General features: G+C 73.7%; 14 protein-coding genes. 2 read left to right on the top strand and 12 right to left on the bottom strand.

Annotated features, from left to right (window positions below; translation table 11 throughout):
- From ABZ193_RS28335 to ABZ193_RS28320, 4 genes are all read right to left on the bottom strand, one after another.
- Window positions 1-241, bottom strand: a 241-nt coding sequence (locus ABZ193_RS28335) for a hypothetical protein (protein WP_354712138.1), incomplete at its 3' end; no start/stop codon positions are given.
- Window positions 238-1,467, bottom strand: coding sequence for an AMP-binding protein (locus ABZ193_RS28330; protein WP_354712137.1), 1,230 nt, complete (start codon window positions 1,465-1,467; stop codon window positions 238-240). The genes ABZ193_RS28330 and ABZ193_RS28335, both read right to left, overlap by 4 nt.
- A complete protein-coding gene (locus ABZ193_RS28325) occupies window positions 1,467-2,036 on the bottom strand; it encodes a biotin transporter BioY (RefSeq protein WP_237337839.1) in 570 nt (189 codons plus the stop codon). The genes ABZ193_RS28330 and ABZ193_RS28325 overlap by 1 nt, the downstream gene beginning before the upstream one ends.
- A gap of 51 nt (window positions 2,037-2,087) precedes the next feature.
- A complete protein-coding gene (locus ABZ193_RS28320) occupies window positions 2,088-3,257 on the bottom strand; it encodes an AI-2E family transporter (protein ID WP_020420552.1) in 1,170 nt (389 codons plus the stop codon).
- Window positions 3,258-3,324: 67 nt separating this feature from the next.
- On the opposite strand from ABZ193_RS28320, the gene ABZ193_RS28315 reads away from it, so the two are divergent.
- The gene (locus tag ABZ193_RS28315) at window positions 3,325-3,966 is read left to right on the top strand and encodes a GntR family transcriptional regulator (protein WP_027936234.1); all 642 of its coding nucleotides are present in this window, start codon (window positions 3,325-3,327) and stop codon (window positions 3,964-3,966) included.
- 124 nt (window positions 3,967-4,090) lie between these two features.
- Window positions 4,091-5,095 carry a 1-aminocyclopropane-1-carboxylate deaminase gene (locus ABZ193_RS28310; protein ID WP_237337841.1) on the top strand — a complete coding sequence of 335 codons (1,005 nt, stop codon included), beginning with the start codon at window positions 4,091-4,093 and terminating at the stop codon, window positions 5,093-5,095.
- Between the two features lie 39 nt (window positions 5,096-5,134).
- Here ABZ193_RS28310 and ABZ193_RS28305 read toward each other — a convergent pair whose 3' ends face one another.
- The 8 genes from ABZ193_RS28305 to ABZ193_RS28270 form a co-directional block, all read right to left on the bottom strand.
- Complete coding sequence (locus tag ABZ193_RS28305; protein ID WP_020420555.1) at window positions 5,135-6,139, bottom strand: sugar phosphate isomerase/epimerase family protein; 1,005 nt, start codon at window positions 6,137-6,139, stop codon at window positions 5,135-5,137.
- A complete protein-coding gene (locus ABZ193_RS28300; protein WP_354712136.1) occupies window positions 6,136-7,530 on the bottom strand; it encodes a nucleotide pyrophosphatase/phosphodiesterase family protein in 1,395 nt (464 codons plus the stop codon). Before ABZ193_RS28300 ends, ABZ193_RS28305 begins: the two co-directional genes overlap by 4 nt.
- Window positions 7,527-8,612 carry a metabolite traffic protein EboE gene (gene eboE, locus ABZ193_RS28295; RefSeq protein WP_354712135.1) on the bottom strand — a complete coding sequence of 362 codons (1,086 nt, stop codon included), beginning with the start codon at window positions 8,610-8,612 and terminating at the stop codon, window positions 7,527-7,529. The genes ABZ193_RS28300 and eboE overlap by 4 nt, the downstream gene beginning before the upstream one ends.
- Window positions 8,609-9,484: a TatD family hydrolase gene (locus ABZ193_RS28290; protein WP_020420558.1), complete on the bottom strand. Its 876-nt coding sequence runs from the start codon at window positions 9,482-9,484 to the stop codon at window positions 8,609-8,611. The genes eboE and ABZ193_RS28290 overlap by 4 nt, the downstream gene beginning before the upstream one ends.
- On the bottom strand, window positions 9,484-10,896 hold the full coding sequence (locus tag ABZ193_RS28285) for an EboA domain-containing protein (protein ID WP_354712134.1): 1,413 nt from the start codon (window positions 10,894-10,896) through the stop codon (window positions 9,484-9,486). Before ABZ193_RS28285 ends, ABZ193_RS28290 begins: the two co-directional genes overlap by 1 nt.
- Window positions 10,893-11,747 carry an SCO3242 family prenyltransferase gene (locus ABZ193_RS28280; RefSeq protein WP_354712133.1) on the bottom strand — a complete coding sequence of 285 codons (855 nt, stop codon included), beginning with the start codon at window positions 11,745-11,747 and terminating at the stop codon, window positions 10,893-10,895. Before ABZ193_RS28280 ends, ABZ193_RS28285 begins: the two co-directional genes overlap by 4 nt.
- Complete coding sequence (locus ABZ193_RS28275; protein WP_237337847.1) at window positions 11,744-12,895, bottom strand: inositol-3-phosphate synthase; 1,152 nt, start codon at window positions 12,893-12,895, stop codon at window positions 11,744-11,746. The genes ABZ193_RS28280 and ABZ193_RS28275 overlap by 4 nt, the downstream gene beginning before the upstream one ends.
- Window positions 12,888-13,909, bottom strand: a 1,022-nt coding sequence (locus ABZ193_RS28270) for a Gfo/Idh/MocA family oxidoreductase (protein WP_354712132.1), incomplete at its 5' end; no start/stop codon positions are given. The genes ABZ193_RS28270 and ABZ193_RS28275, both read right to left, overlap by 8 nt.

Genomic DNA, 13,909 nt, shown 5'->3' with positions numbered 1-13,909 from the left:
GAGTTCCGAGCCGCGCGGCGGCGAGCGCACCAGCACGGCACGCGGCGATCACGACAGACAGGGTCATGCCAGTGGCTCCGTGGGCAAGGCCCCGCTCGCGACCCGCGGCGAGGGGCACGCCGGCGTGGCGCGCGGCAATTGGGCCGGGGGTGGTCCGGCAGCTGACCGTGAGCACGGCCCCGCCAACGACCCGCGCGGCAACGAGCACACCAGCACGGCACGCGGCCATCAGAACAGTCACCTCAACGGCTCCACGGGCAGCGTCCCATCCGCCAGCCGCGCGGCGACCGACGCCCGGGCCGGCTTGCCGGACGGCGTGCGGGGCAGCGATTCGACCATCAGCCACCGCCGCGGGCGGTTCGCGGGTGACAGCCGGTTCCGGGCGACCGCCCGCAGCTCGCGCAGCCGGGGCGAGCCCTCCACCACCGCGGTCACCAGTTCGCCCAGGCGAGGGTGCGGGGTGCCGGTGACCAGCACGTCCACCACCCCGGGCGCGGTCCGCAGCACGGCCTCGACCTCCTCGGCCGGCACGAGCCGTCCGCCGCTGGACACCGTGGCTCCCGATCGGCCCCGCACGATCAGCGCGCCGGACGCGTCGAACTCGACCAGGTCGCCCACCGTCGTCCAGTCGCCGCCCGCGCGCAGATCGCCGTCGCGGAGCTGGCCGGCGCAGGCCAGCCGCGACCGCACCCACAGCACCCCGTCGCGCACGTCCAGCTCCACCCCGGGCACCGGCCGCAGTCCCCCGGCGCCGCGCCGGATCGCGATCAGCGAGTGCTCCGCCGAGCCGTAGTACTCGATCAGCTCGGCCTCGGGCAGCACCCGCGCGAAGCGGTCACGCAGCTCGTCGCCGACGTGCGCCCCGCCGCACACCACCGTCCGCAACGCGCAGCGCCCGCCGCGCCGCTCCAGCACCGCGAGCAGCGCGGACAGCATCGCCGGCACCAGGTGCACGGTGGCGGCCTCCGTCCGGGCCGCGGCCTCGGCGTCCCAGCGCGGCAGGGTGACCACCGGCCGCCCGCACCACCGCGCGTGCAGCGCGCCGAACAGGAACAACGACGAGCTCAGCGGCCCCGGGATCAGCACCGGCCCGGGCAGCGGGCCGAGCGCGGCGAAGCTGCGCAGCCACGAATCACGGCTGCGCACCAGGACCTTCGGGCTGCCGCTGCTGCCCGAGGTCGTCGGCAGGTAGAAGAACGTCTCCCCATCACCCGCCTGCTCGACCGGTCCGGCAGGCGGCGGAGCCGGTGCGGTGACCACCAGGTCCGGGCGAGCGTCGGCGAGCACGGCGGCCCGCTCGTCCGGGGTCCAGGCCGGCTCGATCACCAGGGACGCGGCACCCAGCAGGTCCGCGCCGAGGAACCACGGGAGCACGTCGGGCACGTCGAGGGCGACCCGCGAGCCTTCGCCCATCCCACGCCCGGCGAGCCACCGGGCCGCGCCGTACGCCCGGCCGTCCGGGTCCATCACTCGCTCCGCGACGCCGATCCCACGAGCTTGCCGGGCAGCGCGCGGTGCACGACGGCGCCGATCAGGGCGACCGCGACGACCTTGGCCGCGTCGCCGGGCAGGAACACCAGCGACTGCACGGCGGCGGCGCCCAGGTCGCCGGTGTAGATGCCGAGGTAGGTGATGCCGAAGACGTAGTCGATGACCACACCGGCCGCGGCGGCGAGCAGCAGCACCGGCACGTTGGGGCGCTTCAGCCGCGCCACGATCAGGCCCACCACCAGCGCCGAGAAGATCCAGCCGATCAGGAACCCGCCGCTGGGCCCGATGAACGGCGCGATCCCGCCGCGGCCGCCGGACAGCAGCGGCAGGCCGATCGCGGTGAGCGCCAGGAACAACACGACCGACGCGGTGCCGCGGCGCGCCCCCAGCACGCAGCCGGCCAGCAGCGGGCCGGCGTTCTGCAGCACGATCGGCACGCCGGAGCCGCCGACGTAGAGGCCGGGGAAGAGCCCGAGCACGGCGATGAACGCGGCGAAGACGACGGTGCGGGCGAGGTCACCTGCGGGAAGGGCGGGGCGGGACACGCGGGAACGGTAACCCGTGCCCCGCCGCGGCGGGAAAGACGCAGGTCACATTCAGCTGTGATCCATGCGGTGGAACACGATCTCCCGCACGAACAACAGCACCGCGGCGGCCACCGGGATGGCGACCAGCGCGCCGACGATGCCGAGCAGCACCCCGCCCAGCACCACCGCGACGACCGTGACCAGCGCGGGCACGTCGACGAACCGGCCGATGATCTTCGGGGTCAGCAGGTAGTCCTCGACGAACCGGTAGACGATGAAGAACCCGACCGTGGCCAGGCACACCGGCCAGGACACGGTCAGCGCGGCCAGGCTCACCACGACCCCGGCGATGATCGCGCCGATCACCGGGATCAGGTCGAGCACCGCGAGCAGCAGCGCCAGCAGCACCGGGTACGGGATGCCGAAGATCGTGAACCAGATGAACCCCAGCACCCCGGCGATGATCGAGATGACCACGTTGCCCAGCACGTAGGAGCCGACCTTGGCGAAGATCTCGTCGCCGATGAGGATCGCGCGCGGACGCCGGGTGTGCGGGACGAAGCGGTAGATCGTGGCGCGCAGCCGCGGGAAGTCGGCGAGGAAGTAGATCGTCAGGACCAGCACGATCAGCGTGTCGGTGAGCGTGCCCAGCACCGCGCGGCCGCTGCCGAGCAGCCCGTTGACCAGGGCCGGGTTCGGGTCGCTGAACGTGCTCTGCAGTCGTTGCTGCAGGTCGAACCGCGCGCTGACCTGGCCGAGCCACGAGCTGCGGTCGCCCAGCCGCGCCAGGTACTCCGGCGCCTGGTCGATGAACCGGACGGCCTGGTCGACCAGCGGCGGGATGAGCGCGGCGAAGAACCCGGCGGCCAGGCCCAGCCCGCCGACCACGATCACCGTGACCGCGAGCGCCCGCGGCAGGCCGCGCCGGACGAGCCAGGACGCGAGCGGTTCCAGGCCGATCGCGGCGAACAGGGCCACGCCGATGAGCACGAGCGTGCCGCTGGCGATGAACAGGAACCAGACGGCGCCCGCCGTGACGGCCGCTCCGGCGGCCGCGGCCATGCCCATGAAGAACGGCGAGCGCTTGTTCATCGGTTTGCCGGGCGGGCCCAGCGGGCGGTCCTCGCTGCTGATGCGCTCGGCCACGGCTTCGGCGTCGGCGACCGGGCCGGTGATGGCGTCACGAGGCTGGCCGACCAGTTCGTCTGGCCCCTCCGCATCCGCAGGTGACGCCGCCACGCTGGGCGAGTAACCCGGGACGGGGGTGGTGAAACAGGGCTGGCTTCGACGGCCATTGACATCTAACATGTCAGTTGTGGAACGAGTGCGGCGGACGTTGCTGCGGGAAACCGCGCACCAGGTCATCCGGGACGCGATCGTGCGTGGCGATCTCGCGCCGGGCAGCGTGGTGCGCGACGCCGACCTGGCCGAGGAGCTGGGCCTGTCCCGGGCGCCGGTGCGTGACGCACTGGCCCGGCTGGCCGACGAGGGCCTGATCGAGACCAAGCCGCAGAGCCACACGCGGGTCACGCCCCTGCTGTCGCGGGACGTCCGCGACGCGGCGGCGGTGGTGCGGGCGATGCACGAGCTGGCCGCGCGCACGGCGGTCCCGCGGCTGAGCGACGCGGACTGCGACGCGATGGCGGCGGCCAACGACCGCTTCGCCGCCGCGGCCCGCGCCGGGGACGTCGACGGGGCCCTGCGCGCGGACGACGAACTGCACGACGTGCTGGTGCGCGCCTGCGGCAACCGGGCCGTCGCCGCGACGATCGACCGCTACACGCCGCTGATCCGCCGCCTGGAGCGAATCCGGTTCGGCGAGGGCGCCGGGCACCAGTCCGCGGAGCTGCACGAGCGGCTCATCGAGGCCTGCCGGGCCCGCGACGCCGCCCCGGCCACCGCGGTGACCACCGAGATCTGGCGGGAACTGGAGGACCTCGCCGACTGACCACCCGGCCGACGGCGCGAGCGCCGAACATCCCCGAACACGGCACGAACCGCACTCCCCCGCCGCCCGGAGCCATCCGCGAGCCCGCTCGGCACCGCCGAGGCCAACCCTGATTGGAGCCCCCATGTCCCTGGACGACTTCGAGCGCTATCCGCTGCTCTTCGGCCCCTCGCCGGTGCACCGGCTGGACCGGCTGACCGCCCACCTCGGCGGGGCCGAGGTGTGGGCCAAGCGCGAGGACTGCAACTCCGGCATCGCGTTCGGCGGGAACAAGACCCGCAAGCTGGAATACCTCGTCGCGGACGCGATCGCCCAGGGGTGCGACACCTTGGTGTCCATCGGCGGCGTCCAGTCCAACCACACCCGCCAGGTCGCGGCCGTCGCGGCGCGGGCCGGGCTCAAGTGCGTCCTGGTGCAGGAGAGCTGGGTCGACTGGCCGGACGCCGTCTACGACAAGGTCGGCAACATCCTGATCAGCCGCCTGGCCGGCGCCGAGGTGCGGCTGGTCAAGGCGGGCTTCGGCATCGGGTTCAAGGAGAGCTGGGAGCAGGCCCTCGACGAGATCCGTGAGCGCGGCGGCAAGCCGTACGCGATCCCGGCCGGCGCGTCCGACCATCGCCTGGGCGGGCTCGGCTTCGCCCGGTGGGCCGCCGAGGTCGCCGAGCAGGAGCGCGAGCTGGGCGTGCACTTCGACACGATCATCGTGTGCTCGGTCACCGGCTCCACGCAGGCCGGGATGATCGCCGGGTTCGCCGCGCTGGACGAGGACCGGCCGCGCCGCGTCCTCGGTATCGACGGCTCCGCCAAGCCGAAGGAGACCCGCGACCAGATCGCGCGCATCGCGCGGAACACCGCGTCGCTGCTCGGCGTCGAGCGGGAGCTGGACGTCGAGCTGGACGAGCGCTACCACGCCGGCATCTACGGCATCCCCGACGAGCAGACCCTGGATGCGATGAAGGTCGCCGCCCGCACCGAGGGCATGGTCACCGACCCGGTGTACGAGGGCAAGTCGATGGCCGGGCTGATCGACCTGGTGTCGCGCAAGGAGATCCCGGCCGGTTCGACCGTGCTGTACGCGCACCTCGGCGGCCAGCCCGCGCTCAACGGCTACAGCGCGCTGTTCAGCTGACGGCGAGGGCGCCCGGCCACGCGGCCGGGCGCCCTCCCCTCACTTCTCGCTGCTGAAGGCGGCGTCGAAGGCCGCCGACGGCTTGTCCCACAGCAGGTTGCGGATGAAGCCGACCGCTTCCTCCGCCCCGCGCAGGCGGTCCATGCCGGCGTCCTCCCACTCCACCGAGATCGGCCCGCGGTAGCCGATCGCGTTGAGGGCGCGGAAGCACTCCTCCCACGGCACGTCGCCGTGGCCGGTGGACACGAAGTCCCAGCCGCGGCGCGCGTCGGCCCACGCCAGGTGCGAACCGAGCCGCCCGTTGCGGCCGTCGAACCGCTTCTTCGTGTCCTTGCAGTCGACGTGGTAGATCCGGTCGGCGAAGTCCAGGATGAACCCGACCGGGTCCAGGTCCTGCCACACGAAGTGCGACGGGTCCCAGTTCAGCCCGAACGCCGCCCGGTTGCCCACGGCCTCCAGGGCGCGGCGAGTGGTCCAGTAGTCGTAGGCGATCTCCGACGGGTGCACCTCGTGCGCGAACCGCACGCCGACCTCGTCGAACACGTCGAGGATCGGGTTCCAGCGGGCGGCGAAGTCGGCGTACCCGTCGTCGATGACCTCCTGCGACACCGGCGGGAACATCGCCACGTACTTCCAGATCTTCGACCCGGTGAAGCCGATGACGGTGTCCACGCCGAGCTTCGCCGCGGCGCGGGCGGTGTCGGCCATCTCCGCGGCGGCCCGCTGCCGCACGCCTTCGGGCTCGCCGTCGCCCCAGACGCGGGCGGGCAGGATGTTGCGGTGCCGCTCGTCGATCGGGTCGTCGCACACCGCCTGCCCGACCAGGTGGTTCGAGATCGCCCACACCTTGAGGCCGTAGGACTCCAGGATCTTGTGCCGACCCGCCACGTAGTCGTCCTCCGCGAGCGCGCGGTCGACCTCGAAGTGGTCGCCGCTGCACGCGATCTCCAGCCCGTCGTAGCCCCACTGCGACGCGAGCCGGCACACCTCCTCGAACGGCAGATCGGCCCACTGGCCGGTGAACAACGTGACCGGACGGCTCATCGCCGGCTCCCTTCGCTCGCCTTCAGTCCTTGCACACTCAGCAGCAGGTCCCGGACGTCGGTGGCGGCCAGCCGCTCCCGCTCCGGCACACCCGCGTCCCCGCACAGCAGCACCGGCCCGTCGTCCGGCGAGTCCGGCAGCCGCCCGTGCGAGCCGCGCACCGGCGCCGGGTCCAGCGGCGTGGTCTTCATCGCGTACCGCAGGCCGGCCTTCTTGCGCACCAGGTTCAGCCCGGCCTTGGCCTTGGCCAGCGGGTCGGCCGGGTCGAAGAACAGCTCGGCCGGGTCGTACCCGGGCTTGCGGTGGATCTCCACGCCACGCGCGAAGTCCGGCGCGCGGTCGTCGTCGAGCCAGTAGTAGTAGGTGAACCACGCGTCCGGCTCCGCGGTCACCACGAACTCGCCCGCCCGCGGGTGGTCGATGCCGTAGCGCGCCTGGGCCTGCCGGTCCAGCACTTCGTCCACACCGGACAGTTCGGTCAGCAGGTCGCGGACGCGCGGCAGGTCCGCCTCGTCGGCCACGTAGACGTGCGCGACCTGGTGGTCGGCGACGGCGAAGGCCCGCGAGGTCCACGGGTCGAGGTACTCCATGCCGTCCTGCGTGTAGACCTCCAGCAGGCCCTCGCGGCGCAGCAGCCGGTTGACGTCGACCGGCCGGCGCGCGTTGGTGATGCCGTACTCGCTCAGCGCCACGACCCCCACGCCGTCCGCCCTGGCCTGGTCGAGCAGCGGCGCGACGGACGCGTCCACCGCGCGGGCGGCCGCGATGGCCTGCGGCGAGTCGGGGCCGAACCGCTGCAGGTCGTAGTCCAGGTGCGGCAGGTACGCCAGCGTCAGGTCGGGCCGGTCCTCGCGCAGGATCGCCGAGGTGGCCCCGACGATCCAGTCGGTGGAGGCGATCGACGCGGTCGGGCCCCAGTACTGGAACAGCGGGAACTCGCCCAGCCGCGAGGTGAGCCGGTCGTGCAGCTGCGGCGGGCGGGTGTAGCAGTCCGGGGCCTTCTTGCCGTCGGCGTAGTAGATCGGCCGGGGCGTGACGGTGAAGTCGGTGGTCGCGCCCATCGCGTACCACCAGCACACGTTGGCCGCGCGGTAACCGGGGTGCTCCGCCCGCGCGGTCTCCCACAGCTTCTCGCCCTCGACCAGCTTGTTGTGCTGGCGCCACAGGAAGACCTCGCCGAGCTCGCGGAAGTACCAGCCGTTGCCGACGATGCCGTGCTCGCTGGGCATGCGCCCGGTCAGGAACGTGGACTGGACGCTGCAGGTCACCGCGGGCAGCACGGTGTCCAGCTGCGCCTGCCAGCCCTGCTGCCCCAGCTTCGCCACGTTCGGCATGTGCCTGAGCAGCCGCGGGGTCATCCCCACGATGTCGAGCACCAGGAGCGGTTTCACTTCGATGCCACCAATCCCGCGGCGAAGGACAGTTCCGCCGCGATCCCGCCGATGAGGTCCTGGCGGTGCGCCTCGGGCAGCACCGTCCAGGTGTAGGTTTCCACTTCCAGGTGCGCCGGCTTCGGCGGCAGCGCGGCGAGGGCCTGCGACAGCACCTCGGTGGTCGAGGACAGCGGCGCCGCCGGGGTCGCGTGCAGCGGCACGTGGAAGTGCACGCGCCACGGCCCCTCCCCCGGCAGGTCCGCGAACGCCTCGCCCAGGTCGTCGGCCTTGCGGACGTCGCCGCCGGACGATTCCCGGGTCTGGTGCAGGTACCGCGGCTCGTCGAACGCGGCCAGCGCCTCCCGGGCCGCCGGGTCGCGCGGGTCCGGCACGTGCAGGGCCGCCGACATCTGGACCTTGACCACGTCGAGCCCGGCCGCGGTGATCTCGGCGACCGCGCCCGCCGGGTCGGCGAAGGACACCGCCAGGTGGCAGGTGTCCAGGCACAGCCCGACGTGCGCGGGGTCGACGCGCCCGGCGAGCCAGGACACGGCGTCGTGCACGGTGTCCAGGATGCAGCCGGGTTCCGGCTCGACGGCGAGCCGGATCGTGCGGTCCTGGGCGCGCAGCCCGGCGGTCACCTCGTCGAGCAACCGCTGGGCCGCCGCGTCGTCCTCCGGCGTCCACGGCTCGCGCCAGCCCAGCGGCAGCGTGGAGATGCTGCCGAACGCGGCGTCGTCGGGCAGCAGCCCGGACAGCACGGTCGCGCAGTTCAGCGTGTACTCCGCGCGTGCCCGGTCGGTCCACCGTGGACGGTAGACCTTCTGCTTGACCACCGGGTCGTGGAACCCGCCGTACGGGAACGCGTTGAGCGTCACCACTTCCAGCCCGCGGGCGTCCAGTTCGGCACGCAACCGCTTGCGCTCGCCCGGATCGGCGGCCAGCGCCGACGCCACGTCGGCGGCCAGCCACAGCCCGAGCCCGAGCCGGTCGGCGCCGAGCCGCTCCCGCACCGGCAGGGCGTAGGAGTCGAGCTGGCCGAGGACCCCCGCGAGGTCCTCGGCCGGATGGACGTTGGTGCAGTAGGACAGGGGCGTCACGCGACCGCCTCGTCCCGCCCGCCGCGCAGCACGGAGTTGCCCTCGAAGGTCTCCTTGGCCGCGCTGAAACCGGGCAGCTCGTCGAGGACCAGCCGCCCGCTCTGGCCGTAGAAGGCGACCGGGTTGTCCCACAGCACGGTGTCCACATCGGACTCGGTGAACCCGCCGTCGAGCATCGCCAGGCCGGTCTTGTGGACCTTCAGCGGGTCCGACCGGCCCCAGTCGGCGGCGGAGTTGACCAGCATCTTCTCCGTGCCGTGCTCGCGCAGGATCGCGACCATGCGCTGCTCGTCCATCTTGGTGTCCGGGTAGATGGAAAAGCCCATCCAGGCGCCGGACTCCTTGACCAGGCCGACGGTGACCTCGTTGAGGTGGTCGACGACGACCCGCTCCGGCGCGATGCCGGACTCGGCCACCACGGCGAGGGTGCGCTTGGTGCCTTCCAGCTTGTCCCGGTGCGGGGTGTGCACGAGCACCGGCAGGTCGTGCTCCTTCGCCATCTCCAGCTGGCGGGCGAAGGCGTCGTCCTCGGCCGGGGTCATCGAGTCGTAGCCGACCTCGCCGACCGCGACCACGCCGTCCTTGGCGAGGTAGCGTGGCAGCACGTCGAGCACCGGCGTGCAGCGCGGGTCGTTGGCCTCCTTGGGGTTGAGCGCGATGGTGCAGTGGTGGCGGATGCCGAACTGCGCGGCGCGGAAGCGTTCCCAGCCGATCAGCCCGTCGAAGTAGTCGGTGAACGACGACACGCCGGTGCGCGGCTGGCCGAGCCAGAACGCGGGCTCGACCAGTGCCCGCACGCCGGCGGCGTACATGGCCTCGTAGTCGTCGGTGGTGCGGGAGGTCATGTGGATGTGCGGATCGAACAGGCGCATCAGGGTGTCTCTTCCAGGAAGCGGAGTGCGTCGGCGGGAACGGCGCGGCCGGCCGCCCTGCGCTCCCCCGCGTAGTCGGTGATCATGCGGCGCAGCTCGTCGTCGGCCCGCCGGTCCAGCTCGGCGACCGCGGCCAGCGGGATGCCGGTGAACAGGCACTTCAGCACGCCGTGGCGCCAGCCGTGCTGGTCGAGGTGGCGGGCGGCGAACGGGCCGAGCGCGGCGGCGATCAGGCCGGTGTCGTTGCTGCGCAGGGCGTCGCGGACCAGTTCGAGACCGGTGGCGACCGCCTTGTCGCCGACCGCGGACAGCGCCCGCAGCACGCCCCGCCGCTCGGCGCCGTCGCCGTAGCGGTAGAGGTCGGCCAGCTCGGTCGCGAACTCCCCGGCGGGCAGCGCCGCGGCGAGCGTGGTCAGCAGCCGGGTCCGGGCCAGGTCGTCGGCGGTGCCGTGGACCAGGCCGTCCGGATCGGAGCCCGGGTGCAGCGGCCCCCGGCCGACGTGCCGTCCGGCCGCCGGGAACAGGGTCCGCACGGCCGTCGGTTCACCGGTGATGCGCCGTTGCGCCTCGCCCAGCCAGGACTGGTCGAGCCGCGCGGCCCGCAACGCGGTCAGCGCGGCGCGGGCGACCTGCGGCGCGGCGTGGCTGTGCCGGGGCAGCTCGACCGCGGCCACCCCGGTGTAGCCGATCTCGTCCAGCGCGGCGAGCGTGGCGGGCAGGTCCAGCTGCCCGTCGCCGAACTCGAGGTGCTCGTGCACCCCCGGCCGCATGTCGTCCAGCTGCACGTTGACCAGCAGCCCCTTGGCCTGCCGGATGCAGGCGGCCGCGTCCTGCGGCTCCACGGCGACGCAGTGCCCGACGTCGAGGGTGATCCCGAGCCCATCCGGATCACCCAGTTCGCCGCGCAGCCGCAGCGCGTCGGACAGCGTTTCCACGAGCATCCCGGGTTCCGGTTCGAGGCCGAGGCGGACACCGCGCCGGTCCGCCTCGGCCAGCACCGCGGGCATCCGCGACCGCAGCCGCTCCCACGCGATCTCGTCGTCCACAGTGGACACCCCGGACCAGAACGACACGCAGTCGGCGCCCAGTCCCTCCGCGACCCGGATCGCCCGCGCCAGGAAGTCCAGCCGCTTGTCCGCGTTCTCGCTGACCAGGGTCGGTTCGTGCTTGTGCCACGGGTCGAGCAGGAACCGCGCGCCGGTCTCCACGACGCAGCGCAGGCCCAGCTCGCCCAGCCGGGTCGCGACCCGGTCCACGCGCGCGGACAGGTCGTCGGCGTACGGGTCGAGGTGCTGGTGGTCCAGCGTCAGCGCGACCGAGGTGTAGCCCAGGTCGGCGATGATCGCCAGCGCGTCGTCGAGCCGGTGGTTGGCGAACCCGTTGGTGCCGTAGCCGAGGTGGTAACCGCTCATGTCGGGCTCACCTTCCGGCCGAGCCGCTTGGCCAGCGGCAGCGCCAGCGTGACCAGGCCCGCGCCGAGCACCCCGCCGCGCCGGGCCGCGAGCGCGGCCTGCAACGGGACCATGCCGTGGATGCCCGCGGCCGTCGCCGTGCGGACCACGGCCGCGGTCGGCTTGCGCACCGCCGCGTACTGCTTCGACCCGACGCTCACGCCGTACCCGGCGGCCGCGGCCAGCGCCGCCACCCGGTGCCCGGCCGCGCCACCGCGCCCGGAGACCGCCGCGGCGGCCGACGCCGAGGTCAGCGCGAGCGCGCCCGCCGCCCGTGCGGGCGACGCGCCGTGCACCTCGCCTGCCGACAACGCGGTGACCCCGAGCGTGTGCCCGCCGAGCACCGCGGCCGGGACCAGCGCCTTCGCCGCGCCCGAGCGGCCCGCGCCGAGCAGCACGTCCAGCGAGCGGCACAGCGCCATCGCGGCCGGCGCGAGCGGGGTCTTCTTGAGCACGGTGTCGTAGGCCCACACCGCCGCCGCCAGCGGCGCGGCGACCTTGAGCGCGTCGCGGCCACCGGCGACCGCGGCCAGCCCGAGGCCCGCGCCGGTCAGCCCGGCCGCCACGCCGAGCGCGCGCTGCGGGCTGATCCGGCCGGACGGGATCGGCCGCTCCGGGCGCTCGACCGCGTCCAGTTCGCGGTCGGCCCAGTCGTTGAGCGCCATGCCGGACCAGTAGATCGCCACCGAGGCCAGCGGCAGCGCGAGCCGCCGACCCCGCAATGGACGACCGGCCGCGGCGGCGCCCGCGACGGTGTCGCCGAGGACGCTCAGCGCGGCCGGTGCCCGCACGAGCTGCACGTACGGGTTCACTTCTGCCGTCCCAGCGACGCCGCCCACTCGGCCAGGACCCGCGCCTGCTCGGCGAAGCGGTGCTCGCCGGTGCCGACCGGGTCCTTGAAGAAGAACGCCAGCTGCCCCAGCGGCCCGGTCTCGCCCGCCCGGTACGCGGCCGCGGTCAGCCGCGCCAGGTCCAGCACCAGCGGCGCGGCCAGTGCCGAGTCGTAGCCGGTCCAGGTGAACTGCAGGGTCATCCGCGCGCCCAGGAAGCCCTCGAAGGACACGTGGTCCCACGCCGTCTTCTGCTCGCCCAGGTCCGGCACGTGGTCGATGTGCAGCGGCGCCACCACGTCGTCGCCGAGCAGGGCCGCCAGCCCGCGGGCCTTGGACTCCAGCTTGCCCGCCGCCTTCACCGGGTCGGCCAGGGTGGCGCCGTCGCCGCCGCCGAGCAGGTTGGTGCCCGACCACGAGCGCACCTTCAACGCCCGCGCCGCGAACATCGGCGCCAGCACCGACCGGAGCAGCGTCTCACCGGTCTTGCCGTCCGAACCCGCGTAGGGCAGCCCCTGCCGCCGGGCGAATTCGGTGAGCGCGGGCAACCGGATGCCCGTCGACGGCGTGAAGTCCACGAAGGGGCACCCCGCCGACACCGCCGCGAACGCCGCCAGCGAGCTGCCGGGCAGCACCTCCCGGCCGGGCTCGTCCATCGCCGCCACGAGCGCGTCGAGGTCGTGGTGCTCCGGCGCGTCCGCGGTTGGGGGTTCCGTGGACGAGACGTTGATCACCACGACGGCCGACAGGCCGTGCCGGGTGCGGAACTCGCGCAGGTCGTCGGCCATCCGCGCGGCGGTCTCGGCCTGCGTGCGCCCGGCGGGCACCGGGCGCAGGTCGGCCTCGACGGCGCGCAGGCCGTCGCGGATCGCCGGCAGCAGGCCGGCGGGGAGCAGCCCGCCCGCGGTGAGCTGCTCCGCCTTCTTCTCCAATGGCGTGTCCACCAGGTCGTGCCCGCCGACGACGAGCTCGTCCCAGCCCGGCAGCACGCCGGGCGCCACGTCGAGCCGCTCGGTCACACAGCCGTCCGGCCCGGTCAGGCCGGACCGCATCGCGAGCAGCCCGCTGATCGCCGTCGTGGCCACCGAGCCACGCGCGCCGACCAGCCACAATCCAGTTCTCTCAGGCATCGATCACCCTTTCGGTCGACATTGATACGCCGACCCAGGACGTTCCGTTGCCCGCGCTCTCCTCCACCGCGTGCAGCACCCGCTGGACCTGCAGGCCGTCGGCGAACCCCGGTTCGGGGTCGCGCTGCTCGCCGATGGCGGTGAGGAAGTCGGCGATCTCGTGGGTGAAGGTGTGCTCGTACCCCAGCAGGTGCCCCGGCGGCCACCACGCCCCGACGTAGGGGTGGTCCGGCTCGGTCACCAGGATCCGCCGGAAGCCCGCCTCGGCCGGGTCGTCGTCGCCGTCGTAGAAGGACAGCTCGTTCATCGACTCGAAGTCGAAGGCCAGGCTGCCCCGCGACCCGTTGATCTCCAGCCGCAGCGCGTTCTTGCGGCCGAGCGCGAACCGGGTGGCCTCGAAGGTGGCGACCGCGCCGCCGGTGAACCGCGCCAGGAAGACCGCGCAGTCGTCCACGTCGACCTCGCCCAGCGCGCTGCCCGGCTCCCCGGACAGCGGCCGCTCCCGCACGAACGTCTCGGTCATCGCCGAGACGCCGCTGATCCGGTCGCCGAGGACGAACTGGGCGGTGTCCACCGCGTGCGCGGCGATGTCGCCCAGCGCGCCGGACCCGGCCTTGTCCCGCCGCAGCCGCCAGGTCATCGGCGTGGCCGGGTCGGCCAGCCAGTCCTGCAGGTAGGCCGCCCGCACCTGGCGGATCGTGCCCAGCCTGCCCTCGGCGACCATCTTGCGGGCCAGCGCGATCGCGGGCACGCGCCGGTAGTTGAACCCGACCATCGCCCGCTGCCCGTTGGCCGCCGCGCGCTCGGCGGCCGCCGCCATCTCCTCGGCCTCGGCGACCGAGTTGGCCAGCGGTTTCTCGCACAGCACGTGCTTGCCCGCGGCGAGTGCGGCCAGCGCGATCTCGGCGTGCGAGTCGCCCGGCGTGCAGATGTCGACGATGCCGACGTCGTCACGCGCGACCAGGGTGGCCCAGTCGGTCTCGACGTCCGGCCAGCCCTGCTTGGCGGCGGCGG

The organism is Amycolatopsis sp. NPDC006125 (assembly GCF_040614195.1).
Taxonomy (GTDB): domain Bacteria; phylum Actinomycetota; class Actinomycetes; order Mycobacteriales; family Pseudonocardiaceae; genus Amycolatopsis_E; species Amycolatopsis_E tucumanensis.
This window is presented reverse-complemented; position numbering and strand designations above follow the sequence as displayed.

What these genes read in the sequence shown, in the direction of transcription:
- ABZ193_RS28305 (WP_020420555.1), bottom strand. Translation starts at nt 6,139, where the DNA reads ATGAGCCGTCCGGTCACGTTGTTCACCGGCCAGTGGGCCGATCTGCCG.
- ABZ193_RS28290 (WP_020420558.1), bottom strand. Translation starts at nt 9,484, where the DNA reads ATGCGCCTGTTCGATCCGCACATCCACATGACCTCCCGCACCACCGAC.
- ABZ193_RS28315 (WP_027936234.1), top strand. Translation starts at nt 3,325, where the DNA reads ATGTCAGTTGTGGAACGAGTGCGGCGGACGTTGCTGCGGGAAACCGCG.
- ABZ193_RS28275 (WP_237337847.1), bottom strand. Translation starts at nt 12,895, where the DNA reads ATGCCTGAGAGAACTGGATTGTGGCTGGTCGGCGCGCGTGGCTCGGTG.
- ABZ193_RS28285 (WP_354712134.1), bottom strand. Translation starts at nt 10,896, where the DNA reads ATGAGCGGTTACCACCTCGGCTACGGCACCAACGGGTTCGCCAACCAC.
- ABZ193_RS28330 (WP_354712137.1), bottom strand. Translation starts at nt 1,467, where the DNA reads ATGGACCCGGACGGCCGGGCGTACGGCGCGGCCCGGTGGCTCGCCGGG.
- ABZ193_RS28310 (WP_237337841.1), top strand. Translation starts at nt 4,091, where the DNA reads ATGTCCCTGGACGACTTCGAGCGCTATCCGCTGCTCTTCGGCCCCTCG.